This window comes from Arthrobacter sp. KBS0703 (assembly GCF_002008315.2).
GTDB lineage: Bacteria > Actinomycetota > Actinomycetes > Actinomycetales > Micrococcaceae > Arthrobacter.
In genome coordinates this window covers 4,285,967-4,302,526 of record NZ_MVDG02000001.1, presented here as the reverse complement: position 1 = coordinate 4,302,526, position 16,560 = coordinate 4,285,967, and the positions used below count along the sequence as shown (strand labels likewise).

Sequence of the window (16,560 nt, the reverse complement as noted above, 5' to 3'; positions counted from 1 at the left end):
TCCGGGCCCGTTCAACGTGGCCGCCCCGCGAACCGGTAGCCAACTGGGCAACGTTGTCCCTGGCTGACGAGTTGGGCCCGTCCGATACCGTAAAGCCATGAACCAGTACCGGCTAGCCATCCTGGACGACTACCAAGGGGTCGCGGAGGACTTCGCCCCGTGGAGCTCCCTGGAGCAGCGGGCCGTCGCCGTCGTGGTGTTCGGCGGTCATTTTGGCTCGGAGGCCGAAACCGCTGCGGCCCTCGCGGACTTTGACATCGTCATCGCCATGCGGGAGCGCACTCCGTTCCCCCGCAGCGTCATCGGGCAGCTGCCCCGGCTGAAACTGCTCGTGACCACCGGCGCCGCCAACGCGGCCATTGACCTGCAGGCGGCGGCCGACCACGGCGTGGTGGTGTGCGGAACCGGCGGCTCTCCCACAGCCGCGCCGGAACTTACGTGGGCCTTGCTGCTGGCTTTCGCCCGGAACCTGACCGCCGAGGAGGCCGCCTTGCGCTCCGGCCGCTGGCAGACCGCCGTCGGGTTCGAGCTGTCCGGAAAGACCCTGGGTATCGTCGGGCTGGGAAAGATCGGGACGCGCATCGCCGCCTACGGCCGCGCCTTCGGGATGGACGTGCTGGCCTGGAGCCAGAACCTGACGGAGGAAACCGCCGCGGCGGCCGGGGCCCACAGGGTCGGCAAGGAAGAACTCTTCACAGAGTCCGACGTCGTGTCCCTGCACCTGCGCCTGTCGCCGCGTTCGGAGGGAATCGTCGGCGAACGTGAACTGCAGCTCCTCGGCCCCGACGGCGTCCTGGTCAACGCCGCCCGCGGCCCGCTCGTCGACCAGACGGCCCTCGTCTCCGCCCTGCAGGAGGGGTGGATCCGCGGGGCGGCCATTGACGTATTCGACGAGGAACCGCTTCCGGCCGGGCACGCCTTGCTGGCCGCGCCCCGGACACTCCTGACGCCCCACCTGGGCTATGTCACGCAGGAAAGCTACCGGGCGTTCTTCGCCGGCGCGTTCGAGGACGTGACGGCGTGGCTGGACGGCGCACCGGTCCGGACACTGACGCCGTAACCGAAATGCACGCAGGCGCCGGCTGGCCCCGCCGCCGCCACCGGCGGCTGAGTCATGCTTCGGCGCGCTCCACCGTGACGGTGCCGGCGTCGCCGTCGACCCTGACCCGCTGGCCGCTCGCGAGCCGCTGCGTGGCCACGCCGGTGCCCAGGACGGCCGGGATGCCGTACTCCCGGGCGACGATCGAGCTGTGGCTCAGCGGCCCGCCCACGTCGGTGACCACCCCCGATGCCATGGCGAACAGCGGAGTCCACGCGGGCGTGGTCATGCGGGCAACCAGGACCTCGCCCGGCCGCATGCTGGCGAAGTCCTCGGGGCCGCCGAGGAGGCGTGCCGGCGCGGTCACCTGCCCTGAGCTGGCGCCGACTCCCGAGATCGTGTCTCCACGCTGGTCCTGGGAGCCGGCCGGCATCATCTTTCCAAACGCCCGATCGGCCCAGCGGCTCTCGGGCAGGATCTGGGGCGCGGCTGCCTTCCGCTGGCCGCGCCACAGCATCTTGCGCTGCTCCACGGCGTCGGCCCGCACCGGCCGTGCGGCGCCGGTGATGGCTGCCCCGGGGTAGCGAGGCCGAAATCGATGGCGTTGCGGAGCTCACCGAGCCGCAGCCAGAAGATGTCGGCGGGTTCGGCGATGATCCCCGAGTCCACCAGCCGCCGGCCGAGCTCCAGCAGCATCCGGCGCATCAGCGGCCACGCCAAGCCAATGTCGGCCAGCGCATCCTCACGGACGGGCGCCGCTTTCTGCGCCCAGCGCAGCAACCGGGTAAAGACGGCGCGGCGTGCGGGGCCGAGCCTGTCGCGGATCGCCCGGCCCTGGCCATCCCGGCGGTGTCTCTTATACACATCTAGATGTGTATAAGAGACAGCATGCGGGTCGTTGCCCTCCCCGCGCAGGAAGAACTTCAGGGTTTCCAGCAGGGCGGATGGGTCGTCGGCGGGCACCGGGTTGACGAAGTCGAGGTTGTACACGGCGTGTCCGAACCGGTCCAGATGCCGCTGGAAGCGCGTCCGCCATTCCTCCCAGTCCCCCGCCTCGACGCCGTCGGGCCTGTCTCCCGTCCGCAACGACGCCGCGATCGATGCGGCCGGTCCTGAGGTCAGCGCTGCGGCCAGCCCGGGATGTCCGCGGGTCCACGCTGCGAGGTTGTACAGCGACTTCTCCGCACGGATGGGCTCGCTGTCGTACCCGAGCAGGAACGTCTGCCCCGGCGGGTCGCCGGCACGGCGGACCAGCCGGTCGTAAAACGTCCGGAACGCGATCTCGCTCGAAGCCGCGATCGGGATGACGGACTGCACCGCCGTGTAATAGGAGGTTCCGGCGTCGAGCAGTTCGGAGATCCCGCCCAGCAGCTCCGCGGACGGAAGGTCCTTCAGCGGTTTGGCGGCCCAGCGCCGCACCAGCCCGCGGTAGCGGGGGTGGGAGTAGTCCCGCCAGCCGTTGATGCCCATGTGCGCCTTGCCCCGTGCCAGGGCACTCATCGCGGTCAGCGACTTGCCCATCAGCCGCCACATCCCGCTGGACGTGTAGTAGTAGTACGCGTAGCCGTTGATCGTGGGCAGGGAGATGTCCCCCTCCCGCACCACGTCGCTGCCGACGGCCTGCGCCATCAGGGCCTTGATCGAGCGCGTCACCGAGCCGTCAATGAGGTCGGCGAACAACGGCGAGAGCGGATCGGGCAGCTGCTCCACAATGCTTGCCCGGAAGTACAGGCCCTTCGGAAAGGGCAACGGCCATTCCGTCGGGGCCTCGGCCGAGGGTTCGGGCAGCGCGGTGACGGGGCGGGACTGGACAATGGAGAACTCACCGGCGGAAAGAGCCCATTCGATGTCCTGCGGCGAGCCGAAATGCTCCGCGATGGCCACGCCCTGCCGTGCCAGTGCGGCCGCCGCCGCGTCATTTAACACCGGCTGGCGGCGCTGCCGCTCGGGAACCGGGAGCTCCGTGGTGCCCTGGTCCGAGTAGGCGGTCATGACCTGCTTATCCGCGGTCAGCCGGGACGCCACGCGGCCGGTGGCGGGATCCACCACGACGTCGTCGGTGGTGACGGCTCCGCTGACCACGGATTCGCCCAGGCCCCAGGCGGCACTGATCACCACCTGGTCGCGGCGGCCGTTGGAGGGGTTGGCGGTGAACATGACCCCGGCGGCGTCGGACTCGACCATCCGCTGGACCACCACCGCCAGGCGGACCGTGGCGGGATCGAGCCTTTCACGGGACCGGTAGGCCATGGCGCGCGCGGTCCACAGGGACGCCCAGCAGTCGATGACCGCGGCCGTCACGGCGTCAGGGCCCTGGACGTTCAGGTAGGTGTCCTGCTGACCCGCGAAGCTGGCAGAGGCGAGGTCTTCGGCGGTGGCCGAGGACCTGACGGCCACGGACGCATCTGCCCCGGCGTCGCCGTCGCCGCCGTCGATCTGGGCCGCGGACCTCCGGGAGAGCCCGCTGTACGCCTCACGCAGCTCGCGGGCGATCTCCTCCGGCATCACGCCTCCGGTGAACAGCGCTCGGATCCGCTGCGACGCGGCATCGTAATCGGTCCCCTGCGCACCGGCGGGAAGGGCGGCAAGTTCCAGGATCCGCGGGGCGATGCCGTTGGCCTCGACGAAGTCCGCGTACGCCGCGGTGGTCAGGACGAAGCCGGGCGGAACCGGAAATCCTGCCTGTAGCAGTTCCCCGAGGTTGGCGCCCTTGCCGCCGGCCATGCCGACGTCGCCGCGCCCCACCTGGGCAAAGTCCTTGATGTAGGTCATGACAGTGCGTCCCTTCTGCCCGGGCCCAGGTTAGCGTGCCGCCCAGTTCGCAGCGCTGCGCCTGGTTGACCCCATTTTGGCACGGCCGGACGCACTGTCCTATGGCCCGGCGTGACCCCTCAGATGCGGGCAGGTCCGTGAAATGCCCTCTAGTCCCGGCTGTGCGGGCGCCATACCACCACGGCCTGGGACCTTGCCCGCGGCCGCTGTCCACGGGTCAGGCTGACCACGTCACCGGCCGTGCCGGCGGCGAAGATGCGGGAGTCCAGGGGCTGGCGACGGCGGCCCAGCTCCTCGGTCAGTTCGCTCACCCGCCGCTGCAGCGCGGCCACCTGGTTCTCCAGCTCGAGGATCCGTTTGATCCCCTCGAGGGAGACGCCCTCGTGGGAGAGCCGCTGCACCTCCCGGAGCATGGTCACGTCCCGCTGGGAGTACCGGCGGGACTTGCCCGGGGCCCGGCTGGGCGACACGATGCCCAGCCTGTCGTACTGGCGGAGGGTCTGCGGGTGCATGTCAGCGAGCTCGGCTGCCACCGAGATGACGAAGATCGGCTGATCGAAGTTGATGTCCACGGCTGACGCCCGTCGCTAGAGCTTGGCCTTGGCTGCCAGGCCCTCGCGGACATCCGCGCCGGCGGTGGCGGCTGCGAATGCTTTCACGGCCTCCTCGGCTTCCTTGCTCAGGTTCCGCGGAACGGCGACATCGATGGTCACCAGCAAATCGCCGGTGCCCTTCGAGGTCTTCACGCCGCGGCCCTTGACCCGGAGGGTGCGCCCGGACGGGGTGCCGGCCGGCACCCGGACCCGGACGTGTTCGCCGTCGATCGTGGGGACTTCGATGTCGGCGCCCAGGGCGGCCTCGGGGAAGCTGACCGGCACGTGGATGCGTAGGTTGTCGCCGTCCCGCGTGTAGAAATCGTGGGGCTTGACGTTGACCGTCACCATCAGGTCGCCGTTGCCGGAGGGGCTGTACTGCCCCTTGCCGCGGACGCGGACCTTCTGGCCGTCCTTGATACCTGTCTCTTATACACATCTAGATGTGTATAAGAGACATCGCCGTCCGGCTCGCGCAGGCCGATCGTCGTGCCGCGGATGGACCCGGCGAAGGAAATGCTGGTGGTGGCCGTCCGGTCGGCGCCCTTCTGGGGCGCGCGCTGGTAGCCTGCCGGCCCACCGGCGCCGCCGAAGCCGCCGCCGAACAGGTCCGCGAACTCGGGCGGGATGCCGCCGGCGGTGCTGTATCCGCCGGAGTGCCGTCCGCCGCCGCCGGTGAACAGGCCGCCGAAGAGGTCTTCGAACCCGCCGTTTGCGGTGCTGCCCGCACCGTGGGGCGCGAAGCGGGCCCCGCCGCCCATGGCGCGGATGGCGTCGTACTGCTGGCGCTCGTCGGGGTCGGACAGCACGGAGTAGGCCTCGGAGATGTCCTTGAACTTCTTCTCCGCAGCCGCTTCGCCGGAGTTCGTATCCGGATGGTACTGCCGTGCGAGCTTCCGGTAGGCCTTCTTGATATCAGCGTCGGAAGCGTCCTTGGCAACACCAAGGATCTTGTAGAAGTCCTTGTCCACCCAGTCCTGGCTAGCCAATGGCGTTTCCTTTCAAAAGTAATGGGCCGGTGGTTGAGCTTGCCGAAACCGGGTTTCGACAGGCTCAACCACCGGTGATAAAACTACGCCGGAACGGCCACAATCACTTGTGCCGCGCGGAGGACGCGCTCGCCCGACTTGTAGCCGGAGCGGAGCACCTGGCTGACGGTGTCAACCTCGATGTCCTCGCCAGGCTGCTGGATGAGAGCCTCGTGGATGGTCGGATCGAACTCCACGCCGGTCTCATCAATACGGCTCAGGCCGTACGTCTTCAGCGCGTTTTCCAGCTTGGCGGCGATCGCGGCGAACGGGCCGTCCGCGAGGTCACCGTGCTGGCGGGCGGCGTCGACGTCGTCCAGCACCGGAAGCAGCGAGTTCAGGACGCCGATGACGGCCATCTCCCCTGCCACGGCGCGGTCGCGCTCGACGCGCTTGCGGTAGTTGACGTATTCGGCCTGCAGGCGCAGCAGATCGTTCTTCAGCTCCGCGGCAGCGGCGGCTTCAGTTCCCTGGGCCACCGATTCCTCCGCCGGCACCTCCACCTGGTTGAGGATTTCCTCAGCCTGGGCGAGGGCGTCGCCGTCGGAATCCGCGGCGGCCTCGACAGGCTCGGCCGCCGGTTCGCTGTGGTGCTCGCCCTGCGGGTGCCGTGCCTGCCCGGTCACCGGGTCCACCTTGCGGTGGTCCCGGATGACCGGTTCGTCACGCTTGCTGCCCTGATCGCGGGAAGAATCGTGCTCTTCTTCGTTACCGTGATGCGGCATGGTTACTTCTTCTCGTCTGCGGCGTCTTCGTCAACGATCTCGGCGTCGACGATGTCCTCGTCAGCCTTGCCGCCGGCGGGAGCGCCTTCAGCACCAGATGCACCCGTGGCACCGTCCGGCGAGCCGGCCTGTGCGTAGATGGCTTCGCCGAGCTTGGACTGGGACGCCTGCAGCTTCTCGAACGCGGCCTTCACGGCTGCGTCGTCGGTGCCTTCGAGCGCTTTCTTGAGGGCGTCGACGTCGGCCTTGACCTCGGTCTTGACCTCTTCCGGCAGCTTGTCGCTGTTGTCGGCGATCAGCTTGTCCACGGAGTAGGCGAGCTGCTCTGCCGTGTTGCGGGTGTCCGTTGCCTCGCGGCGGGCCTTGTCCTCGGCTGCGTGCTCCTCGGCGTCCTTGACCATCCGGTCAATGTCTTCCTTGGAGAGCGCGGTGCCGCCGGTGATGGTCATGGACTGTTCCTTGCCGGTGCCCTTGTCCTTCGCCGAGACGTGCACGATGCCGTTGGCGTCGATGTCGAAGGTGACCTCGACCTGCGGGACGCCGCGGGGAGCCGGGGCGATGCCGGTCAGTTCGAACGTGCCCAGCGGCTTGTTGTCGCGGGTGAATTCACGCTCGCCCTGGAAGACCTGGATGGCCACGGACGGCTGGTTGTCGTCAGCCGTGGTGAAGGTCTCGGACCGCTTGGTGGGGATGGCCGTGTTGCGCTCGATGAGGTGCGTCATGACACCGCCCTTGGTTTCGATGCCCAGGGACAGCGGGGTGACGTCGATGAGGAGAACGTCCTTGCGCTCGCCCTTCAGCACGCCGGCCTGCAGGGCAGCGCCGACAGCCACGACCTCGTCCGGGTTGACGCCCTTGTTGGGCTCCTTGCCGCCGGCCAGTTCCTTGACCAGTTCGTAGACGGCGGGCATGCGGGTGGAACCGCCCACGAGTACGATGTGGTCGATCTCGGAGAGCTTGATGCCGGCTGCCTTGATGACGTCCTGGAACGGCTTCTTGGTGCGCTCGAGCAGGTCCTTGGTGAGGTCCTGGAACTTGGCGCGGGTCAGCTGCTCGTCCAGGTGGACCGGGCCGTCGGGGGTGACGGAGAGGTACTGGAGCGAAACGTTGGTGCTCGAGGAGGAGGACAGTTCCTTCTTGGCCTGCTCGGCAGCTTCGCGGAGGCGCTGCAGGGCGATCTTGTCCTTGGACAGGTCGATGCCCTTGACCTTGAGCTGGTTCAGCAGGTAGTCAACAACGCGCATGTCCCAGTCGTCGCCGCCCAGGTGGTTGTCACCGGCGGTGGCGCGGACCTGGATGGTGGAGAAGTTGTCTTCATCCTTGCCGACTTCCAGCAGGGAGACGTCGAACGTTCCGCCGCCGAGGTCGAACACCAGGATGAGTTCGTCTTCCTTGCCCTTGTCCAGGCCGTACGCGAGCGCGGCGGCGGTGGGCTCGTTGACAATGCGGAGGACGTTGAGGCCTGCGATTTCGCCGGCTTCCTTGGTGGCCTGGCGCTGGGCGTCGTTGAAGTACGCCGGAACCGTGACCACTGCGTCGGTGACCTTTTCACCGAGGTAGGACTCGGCGTCGTTCTTCAGCTTCATCAGGATGCGCGCGGAGATTTCCTGCGCGGTGTACTTCTTGTCGTCGACCGGGACGCTCCAGTCAGTGCCCATGTGGCGCTTGACGGAGGCGATGGTGCGGTCAATGTTGTTGACGGCCTGGCGCTTGGCGATCTCGCCGACCAGGACTTCGCCGGACTTGGAGAACGCAACGACGGACGGCGTGGTGCGGCCACCCTCGGCGTTGGCAATAACGGTGGGCTCGCCACCTTCGAGAACGGAGACGACGGAGTTGGTGGTTCCGAGGTCGATACCTACTGCACGTGACATGTGTTGCTTCCTTCTTTCCTTGGAAACTTGTTGCCCCGATCCTGCGCCGGCGGCCGGGCTTTGACCCGGCGGAGGACCGCAGGCCCGCTGACCGGACCTGCCTGGATCGGGGTTCGCTCACTCCTTGAGCGATCTGCACTCAACTCTACTCAGGACCGGATTTAAGTCAATCCAAACTTGAGTCAAACACGCTCAACTTTGGTTTTGGGGCAGTCTGCATCCAAGGAAAAGCCCCCGGTATTCCGCGGATATCCGCGGAATACCGGGGGCTGGGACTACGGCGCCACCACAGTTTCGCTGAGCGTGAACTGCGGGCGGGGAGCTACGCGCCAGCGGGAGCGCCGCCGTCGTCCTTCCGTGGTGCGTTGACCTGGCCGTCCGTCAGTTCATCCTTGAGGTCATCGGCCGTGCCGCGCTCCGGGGCGGTTCCGGCGGCACCGTAGTCGCCTTCCGGGTACTCCCCTTCTTGTTCGGCGGGCAGTTCCTGGCCCACCGTGCCGGCCTTCCCGTAGTCGCCCTCGGGGTAAGTGCCTTCCTCGGCATCGGCAGGGACTTCCACCGTTCCGGCGTCGCCGTAATCACCGGTAGGGTATTCGCCTTTCGCATCTGCGCGAGCATCGTCACCCACCACGCCGGCGTCGCCGTAGTCGCCTTCAACATACTGGCCGCTCTCATCCTCGAGCGCCGGTTTCCCTGTGCTGTTGGCGGCCTTTCCCGGGGTTTCAAACTCGCTGTTTTCGGTCATCGCGTGATCACTCCTTCGGAGGACTGGGCGCGCCCATCCAGGCGCATTGGCAGTCTACTCAGCCGGGGCAGGCCGCAACAGGGGCCCGAACGGGGGGCCGGCCGGTGCGGCTCAGGTCCCGGCGAGGCCAGTGGTGGCCACGCCCTTGATGATCTGCCGCTGGAAGAACAGGAAGACGACGATCAGCGGCAAGGCGGCCAGCAGCGCGGACGCCATGTTCTGGGCGTACTGGATGCCGTAGGCGCTCTTGATGGTCTGCAGGCCCACCGGAAGGGTCAGCAGCGAACTCTCGTTGGTGGCGACGAACGGCCACAGGAAGTTGTTCCATGCACCGATGAACACGAAGATGGCCACGGCGGCCAGGATCGGCCGGGACAGCGGCAGCACAATGGTGGTGAAGATCCGCAGCCTGCCGGCGCCGTCCATCAGTGCCGCTTCCTCGAGTTCACGCGGGATCTGGTCAAAGAACTTCTTGAGCACGAACACCATGGGCGAATGGATCACCTGGGGCAGGATCAGCGCCCAGTAGGTGTCGATCAGGCCGAGGGACTGCATCTGCTGGAACAGCGGGATGATGAGGACCGGCGGCGGAATGATGATGGACGCCACGATCACGCCCATCAGCATCCTCTTGCCGCGGAAATCGATCCGCGAAATGGCGTAGGCCACCGACGCGGAAATCACCAGCGTGATGGCGGTGATCGCCGCTGACGTGAACAGCGAGTTGAGCGTCCAGGTGGGGATGTTGCCGCTCTGCAGCACTTTGGCAAAGGCATCGAGAGTGAAGCCCGACGCCGGTATCCAGCTGATGGGGGTGGACGCGGCATCCGTTTCGGTCTTCAGCGCGGTGGCGGTGGCCCAGGCGAAGGGCACCAGCCACGCCACAGCGAGGGCCGACACGACGACGGTGGCCAGGACGCGGCACAGCGGCGGCTTCGGGCGGCGGTTTGGCACGGGTTCGGCGGAGCCCTTGAGCCGGAGTGCGGGCTTGGACAGTGTGGTGGTAGCCATGGCTAGGCGCTCCTTTTCCGTGTGGTGAAGACCTGGGCCAGCGCAATGAGCAGGATCAGGCCGAAGAAGATGTAGGAAATGGCTGCCGAATAGCCCAGCCGGTAGCCCGTGAATCCGGCCTCGAAGATGTACTGCACGATGGAGCGGGTCGCTCCGCCCGGTCCGCCTTCGGTCATCTGGTAGATCTGGTCAAAGACCTTCAGGGACGCGAGGATCTGCAGGATGACGATCATCACCGTGGTGGGTCCGAGTTGGGGAAGACTGATGGAGAAAAACTGCCGCCAGCCGCCCGCGCCGTCGAGTGAGGCCGCTTCATAGTGCTGCTGCGGGATGTTCTGCAGGGCGGCCAGGTACAGCAGGAAGTTGAAGCCCACGGTCCACCAGACCGTTGCAATCACCACGGCCCACATCGCTACCGAGGGATCGTTCAGCCACGCCACCGGCGGAATGCCCAGGTTTGCGAGCATGTCGTTGAACAGCCCCAGCTCCGGGTTGTACATCCAGGCGAAGAAGAGCGAGACCACGGTGGAGGCGAGCAGGAACGGGGAGAAAAAGGAGAGCCGCCACAGCCACTGCGCCGGAAGGCCCATGTTGACGAGTGCCGCGAGTGCCAGGGCGATCACCACCAGCGGCACGGTGCTGATCAGCGTGAAGTACAGGGTGTTACCCAGCGACCGCCACATGTCCGCGTCGGCGAACGCCTCGGCGTAGTTGGCCAGGCCGATGAACCCGCTGTTGGCGCCCGTGAGCGACTTTCCGGTGAGGCTCATGACCGCCCCGGAAATCATGGGCCAGACCAGGAACGTCAGGAAGAAAACCAGGAACGGGGCGGAGAAGGCCCAGCCGTGGATGTTGGCGCGCCTGGCGCGGGGCGATTTCGCCGCGGGCGCCGGGGCGGGCGATTGGACCTGCGCTGGAATGTCGTCGCGCCGGATTCGGGATGATTTCCCGGCGGGCGCCGTTGTGGGGGCGGTGCTCATGAGGACTCCTTTGTCACGAACGGGTCGGTGCTCAAACGGGGTTCGGCGGCCATGCGGGATCGCTGCTCACACCGGGTTGGGCATGGCGAGGACTGAGTTGATGCGCTTCATGAAGGCGTCCCAGCCGTCTGCGGCCTTGTCCCGTCCCAGGAACACGTTCTGGACGTTCTCGGCGAAGTAGCTCTGGAAGTCGGATCCGGAACCGGTGAACCAGGCCTCGGGATCGTAGTTGATGATGTCCGCCGCGTGCGCATAATCCGCCTGCGGATGCAGTGCCGCGTACTCGCTGGACTTCACCACCGGCTGGTAGGCCGGAATGTGGCCGGCCTCCGCCCAGCTCAGCGAACCCTTGAGCATCGACGCAACGAACTGGTACACGCCGCGGCGCTTGGATTCGTCCAGCTGGGCCTGGTGCGGCAGCACGAACGAGTGCGAGTCGGCGAAGGCCGCCGGCGTTCCGAACAGGGTGGGGATGGTGCTGGCACCGAGCGGAACACCCGCCGTCTTCATGGTGGGTAGCTCCCAGACGCCGGTGAAAAGCAGCCCCGACCCCTGGCTGGCGAATTCCGCAATGGCCGTGCCGCCGTCGCCGCTTTTCGTGGAAATGGTGTTGTCCAGCAGCGACCTGATGAACTCCAGGCAGTCAATGGCCACGTCCCGCTCCACCTGGGCGGGCTTGCCGGGATCCAGGACGAAGTCCGCGCCGTGCTGGCGGTAGAGCGTATAGAACAGGCGCCACATCTGCGCGCCGTCGCCCAGGTATCCGTACGAGAGCCCGTGCTTGCCGGTGACGCGCTGCAGTTCACGGCTCACATCAAGGAACTGAGAGGGCGAGGAGATCCCGGCCAGCTTCCCGTTGCTCCCCAGCACGCCGGCCTTGTCTGCCACCTCCGTGTTGTAAAGCATCACGAACGGGTGCGAATCCAGGGCCAGCGAAAACACCCGGCCGTTGAACTGGCTCTTCTCCCAGATTCTCGGGCCGAAGTCCTCCGGGCGCACCCCGAACTCCGCCAGCAGGTCCAAATCCCAGGCATCAAGCAGTCCGCCCGGTGCGTAGCCGGGCACCCTGGCCGCATGCATGATGGCCACCTCGGGCGGCCGCCCGCCCGCCGAGGCCATGGCCAGTTTGGTGTAGTACGGAGCACCCCACGCCAGCACAGTGGGCTTGATCCTGAAGTCAGTGTGGTCCGCGTTGGCTTTGTCGATCATGGCCATCATCTTGATGCCGTCGCCGCCGGAGAGCAGGTGCCAGAAGCGGATGTCATTCCCGGCAGCCTGCGCGGACCCGCCGCATCCTGTCAGGCTTGCCCCGAGCGAAAGACTGCCAACCAGCGCACCTCCTCCCAGCAGCAGTTGCCTGCGGGAAAGATGCCTCGGGCCTGTATCAACTTGCTTCACCGTCACTCCTTTGGACGTAGCCGCTGGCAAATGGACGGCCCCGGCGACCACCGGGGCCAGGCTCAACGACTGTGGGCTGAAACACACTTTATATCGTTGTAAATTCACATACAAGACATTTTTGTTAGCGTTAACAAACTGATAGTGGCCACTCTTCCGGCACAGCAGTCCCTACTCGAGACCAGCGACGCCGGCCAGTATCTGCACGTGGTGCTCGAACAGCTCATCCCGCGCCGCGAAGGTGTCGGCACCGTACTGGCCGAAGACTTCAAAGCTGATGGCACCGAAGACCGACGTCCACGCCAGCGCGCCGCGGGCCAGCAGCGCCTCGGGAACAGCCAGCCCCAGTTCACCGCGGATTGCCTTAAGGTCCGCAGCCAGCGCGGGACCCACGGCGGCGGCGTCCGGCGCTGCCAGCTTGCCGGCCCTGTAGGCGGAATCCAGGATCCCCGTCAGGCTGATGACCACGCGCGTGCCGGGGCCCGTGGTCCGCTCTGCCGGGGCCTGATAACCGGGCACCGGACTTCCGAACAGGAGCGCGTAGCGGGCGGGTTCGCCGAGTGCCCATTTCCTGACGGCATGGGCCAGGGCGCCAAAGCGGCCCGTGAAGTCGCCCGCCGGGAGGGCCTCGACGGCAGCGTCCACCGCATCCCCCAACTCGCCATAGGCATCGATGAGCAGGAGCGTCAGGAGCTCGTCCCGGTTCTCCACGTACCGGTAGACCGCCGAGGACACGACGCCGAGGTCGCGGGCCACCGCGCGGAGCGAGAGGGCGGCGGCTCCGTGCAGGGCGAGATGCTCGCGGCCCAGCCTGATGATCTGCTCGATGGTCCGGATGCGGGCCTGTTCGCGGGGCGTCCGGGGCTTGGGGGATTCGGCCATTCCCCAAGGATGGCATGAAATAGAGCAGCGGACACAATTGTGAGCAGTGCTCTTGACTTTCAGACGCCCAGCGCCCATTCTGGATTCAGAGAGCACCGCTCTCATACGACTCCTCACGAAAGCGGGCACACCATGCCAGAAGAACTATGCGTCGTCACGGGCGCCGGGCCGGTGGGCTGGACGGTCGCCGAGCAGCTCGCCGGCCAGGGCCACCGCGTCCGCGTCCTGACACGGTCCGGCAGCGGTCCGGAACACCACCTGATTGAAAAGCGCGCCGTGGACGTGAGCGACCGGGCCCTGGTGGCGGATTCGCTGGCCGGCGCCACCGCCCTTTTCCATTGCATCCACGGCTCTGCCTACAGCGCCAAGGCCTGGGAGCGGGAACTTCCGCGGGCAGAAGAGGCCATCCTGGCGGCGGCAGGCGAGGCGGGCGCCGTCGTCGTCTTTCCCGAAAGCCTCTACTCCTACAGTGAACCCGACCGGGTGATGACGGAGAACGGCCCGCGCGAGGCCCAAGGCGGGAAGCGCAGGGTGAGGACGGCGCTGCTGCAGGCACGGGCGGCGAGCGCCACCAATACCGTTAGCGTGGTTGCAGGCGACTTCTTCGGGCCCCGGGTGCGGACATCGCACGCGGGTGAGCGCATGGTGCCGAGAATTATGGCGCGGCGGCCGCTGCAGGTGGTGGGCAGCGCGGACCAGCCGCATTCGTTCACGTTCGTGCCCGACCTGGCGGCGGCCATGATTAAGGCCGCACAAACGCCCGCGCTGTGGAACCGCGTGCTGCACGCCCCCACCAACCCGGCCCTGACCCAGCGGCAGCTCGCCGGCGCACTGGCTGAGGCGGCTGGCGTCCCCGGGCCCAAGGTCGGCGTGCTGCCGGGCTGGCTGCTGCGCGCGGTCGGAGTGTTCTCGGCCGATATCCGCGAACTCGCCGAGATGCTCTACCAGTTCCAGCGGCCGTTTGTGATGGACTCCGCGGCCAGCGAGGCGGCGCTGGACCTACGGCCCACTCCCCTGGCCGACGCTGCCCGGATGACCGTGGACTGGTGGAAATCGGAGGCGCCCGCAGGCGCCGCACACGGTACGGCTAACTGACGCCGGCACCCTGGACCTCGGCCCTGCCCGCACTTTCGTCCGCCGGGGGGAAGGGCTCCTGCTCCGTGCGCCCCGGTCCGCGCCCCAGCCTGCTGGGCCACCAGATGCGCCGGCCCAGATCGTAGGCCAGGGCCGGGACCAGCAGCGAGCGCACCAGCACCGTGTCCAGCAGCACGCCGAAGGCTACGATGAACGCGAGCTGGACCAGGAACATGATGGGGATGACGCCCAGCGCCGCGAAGGTTGCGGCGAGGACCACCCCGGCGGACGTGATGACGCCGCCCGTCACGCCGAGGCCGCGCAGGATCCCGGGCCGGGTGCCGTGCTTGAGCGATTCCTCGCGGACGCGGCTCATGAGGAAGATGTTGTAGTCCACGCCGAGGGCCACCAGGAACACGAAGCCGAAGAGCGGCACGGTGGCGTCGGCTCCCGGGAACCCGAAGATGTGGTTGAACACGAGGGCGGAGACCCCCATGGCGGCCGCGTAGGAAAGGACCACGGACGCCACCAGCAGGGCGGGCGCAAGGACGGACCGCAGCAACAGCATCAGGATGACCAGGATGACGCCCAGCACCACGGGGATGATGGTGAACAGATCCCGCTGCGCCGTGGTGTTGGTGTCCCGGGCCGTGGCCGTCACCCCGCCAACCAGCGCCGCCGGGTCCAGCCCCTTCATGTTATCCCGCAGCGCGACCACAGCATTTTCGGCCTCATTCGAGTCTGCGGCGAAGTCGAGGGTGGCGTTGATCAGTACCCTCCCGCCGCGGACGGCCGGGGCGGTGGGCGCACCGGGCGCGCCGGTAATCGGCACGCTTCTGTCGGCCAGCAGATAGGCGCTCCCCACGCCGTCGGCCGCCCTGACCTCCGCCAGCACCTCCGCGGCTTTGGCCTCCGAAGCCACAATGACCGCGGGGCTTCCGCTTCCGGCGTCGAAATGTCGGCCCAGCGCGCCCTGGCCGTCCACGGCGTTGGAGGCGTTGAGGATGACGTCGGTCTGCGGAACGCCGTGAGCCTTGAGCTGCAGGATGCCCGCCGAAGCGGCAAACAGCAGGAGGGCAGACGCCACCCAAACAATCCGCGGCCGCCGGGACACCAGGGAGCCGGCGGCACGCCACAGCCCCTTCTGGCCTTCCAGCCCCGTGGCCAGCCGCGGCCCGCGCTCACCTTCCGGCACCAGTCCGGGACGGAACGGCCAAAAAGCGCCGCGCCCGAGGAGCGCCATGAGGGCGGGCAGCAGGGTCAGCGCCGCAAAGAGGGCGCACAGGATGCCTGCTGCCGCCACCGGACCCAGGGCCTTGTTGGAGTTGAGGTCGGAGAACAGCAGGCAGAGCAGGGCAATGATCACCGTGGCTCCGGACGCCAGGATCGGCTCGAAGGAGGCCTTCCACGCCGTGAGGACGGCCGCGGTCCGGTCCGCGGTGTGGGTGAGCGCCTCGCGGAACCGTGCCACATAGAGCAGGGCATAGTCCGTGGCGGCGCCGATCACCAGGATCGACAGAATGCCCTGGCTCTGGCCGTTGAGCTGGATCCAGCCGAGTTTCGCCATGCCGAACACCAGCAGGATGGCCGCACACAGGGCGAACACCGACGTCAGGAGGACGGCGAGGGGCAGGAGCAGGGACCGGTAGACCGCCAGGAGGATGGCGAAAACCGCTCCAAGCGCCACGAGCAGCAGGATCCCGTCGATGCCGGCAAAGGCGCCCGCCAGGTCCGCCGCCAGCCCGGCGGGGCCGGTGACAAACGTCTGCGTTCCGCCCGGCGCTTTGGCGCGGACGGCGTCCCGCAGCTCCGCCACGGCGTCCTTCACTTCGCCGGACGACGAAATGGGCACGATGAACTGCACGGCCTTTTGGTCCTGGGAGGGCAGGGGCCCGATCACGGTACTGCCCGCCCGCAGCGCCTCCAGCGCGCCCTTGAGGGCTGCCGCCTCGCCCAGTTGGGCCCGGGTGAAGGCGGCACCGCTTTCAAGAACGACGACGGCGGGAACCTCATCGGAGTCCCTGAACTTTTCCTGCCAGTCGCGCGCCTCGGTGGCTTCCGCACCGGCCGGCAGGAACGACGCCTGGTCATTGGACGAGACTTCGTCCAGCCTGCCGAAGGTGGGCCCACCGACGCCGGCGATGGCCAGCCACGCGAGGACGAGCAGACCCGGAATAAGCCACCGCAGCCAGAACGGGACGCGCGGCGCGGTGTGGATTCTCATCTTCATGGCGACCTTCGTTGATGGTGGTGGACCTCGGCTGGTATGGGCCGAAGCAGAATCAATCCAGCATAGACTATCTCCATCATAGAGATAGTTCCCACTCTGTAGTGGCGGCGCGCTGCTCCGCGTGGCACCGCTGGAGTAAACTCCGGAGGGCGTCAAAGGGAAAGGAGGCCACCGTGTCCGAAGAACCGGCTGACCGACCGCACCCCGAT

11 protein-coding genes and 2 pseudogenes are annotated in these 16,560 nt (G+C 67.5%); 2 read left to right on the top strand and 11 right to left on the bottom strand.

Annotation, left to right across the window (positions count from 1 at the left end; translation table 11 throughout):
• Positions 1-97: 97 nt before the first annotated feature.
• Positions 98-1,060 carry a D-2-hydroxyacid dehydrogenase family protein gene (locus B1A87_RS19935; RefSeq protein WP_078026970.1) on the top strand — a complete coding sequence of 321 codons (963 nt, stop codon included), beginning with the start codon at positions 98-100 and terminating at the stop codon, positions 1,058-1,060.
• Between the two features lie 52 nt (positions 1,061-1,112).
• Here B1A87_RS19935 and B1A87_RS19930 read toward each other — a convergent pair.
• The 10 genes and pseudogenes from B1A87_RS19930 to B1A87_RS19885 all read right to left on the bottom strand — a co-directional run bounded on the left by B1A87_RS19930 (position 1,113) and on the right by B1A87_RS19885 (position 13,047).
• Positions 1,113-3,811 (bottom strand): annotated as a pseudogene (locus tag B1A87_RS19930) (PEP/pyruvate-binding domain-containing protein).
• A gap of 149 nt (positions 3,812-3,960) precedes the next feature.
• Positions 3,961-4,383 carry a heat shock protein transcriptional repressor HspR gene (locus B1A87_RS19925; RefSeq protein ID WP_144275897.1) on the bottom strand — a complete coding sequence of 141 codons (423 nt, stop codon included), beginning with the start codon at positions 4,381-4,383 and terminating at the stop codon, positions 3,961-3,963.
• 15 nt (positions 4,384-4,398) lie between these two features.
• Positions 4,399-5,393, bottom strand: a pseudogene (locus B1A87_RS19920) (DnaJ C-terminal domain-containing protein).
• An 83-nt stretch (positions 5,394-5,476) separates the two neighbouring features.
• Complete coding sequence (locus tag B1A87_RS19915; RefSeq protein WP_078026969.1) at positions 5,477-6,157, bottom strand: nucleotide exchange factor GrpE; 681 nt, start codon at positions 6,155-6,157, stop codon at positions 5,477-5,479.
• Positions 6,158-6,159: 2 nt separating this feature from the next.
• Positions 6,160-8,031 carry a molecular chaperone DnaK gene (gene dnaK / locus B1A87_RS19910; protein WP_078026968.1) on the bottom strand — a complete coding sequence of 624 codons (1,872 nt, stop codon included), beginning with the start codon at positions 8,029-8,031 and terminating at the stop codon, positions 6,160-6,162.
• Positions 8,032-8,353: 322 nt separating this feature from the next.
• Entirely contained in the window at positions 8,354-8,776 is a 423-nt protein-coding gene (locus B1A87_RS19905) for a hypothetical protein (RefSeq protein WP_078026967.1), read from the bottom strand.
• A 111-nt stretch (positions 8,777-8,887) separates the two neighbouring features.
• The gene (locus B1A87_RS19900; protein WP_078026966.1) at positions 8,888-9,787 is read right to left on the bottom strand and encodes a carbohydrate ABC transporter permease; all 900 of its coding nucleotides are present in this window, start codon (positions 9,785-9,787) and stop codon (positions 8,888-8,890) included.
• 2 nt (positions 9,788-9,789) lie between these two features.
• Complete coding sequence (locus B1A87_RS19895) at positions 9,790-10,767, bottom strand: carbohydrate ABC transporter permease (RefSeq protein ID WP_078026965.1); 978 nt, start codon at positions 10,765-10,767, stop codon at positions 9,790-9,792.
• Positions 10,768-10,833: 66 nt separating this feature from the next.
• Positions 10,834-12,165 (bottom strand): extracellular solute-binding protein, encoded by a 1,332-nt coding sequence (locus B1A87_RS19890; protein WP_078026964.1) that lies wholly within the window; start codon positions 12,163-12,165, stop codon positions 10,834-10,836.
• A 171-nt stretch (positions 12,166-12,336) separates the two neighbouring features.
• A complete protein-coding gene (locus B1A87_RS19885; RefSeq protein ID WP_078026963.1) occupies positions 12,337-13,047 on the bottom strand; it encodes a TetR/AcrR family transcriptional regulator in 711 nt (236 codons plus the stop codon).
• 132 nt (positions 13,048-13,179) lie between these two features.
• On the opposite strand from B1A87_RS19885, the gene B1A87_RS19880 reads away from it, so the two are divergent.
• Positions 13,180-14,142 (top strand): NAD-dependent epimerase/dehydratase family protein, encoded by a 963-nt coding sequence (locus B1A87_RS19880; RefSeq protein WP_078026962.1) that lies wholly within the window; start codon positions 13,180-13,182, stop codon positions 14,140-14,142.
• On the opposite strand, the gene B1A87_RS19875 is transcribed toward B1A87_RS19880, so the two are convergent.
• Positions 14,135-16,351, bottom strand: a complete 2,217-nt coding sequence (locus tag B1A87_RS19875; RefSeq protein ID WP_078026961.1) for an MMPL family transporter — start codon at positions 16,349-16,351, stop codon at positions 14,135-14,137. The genes B1A87_RS19880 and B1A87_RS19875 overlap by 8 nt on opposite strands.
• Between the last annotated feature and the right edge of the window lie 209 nt (positions 16,352-16,560).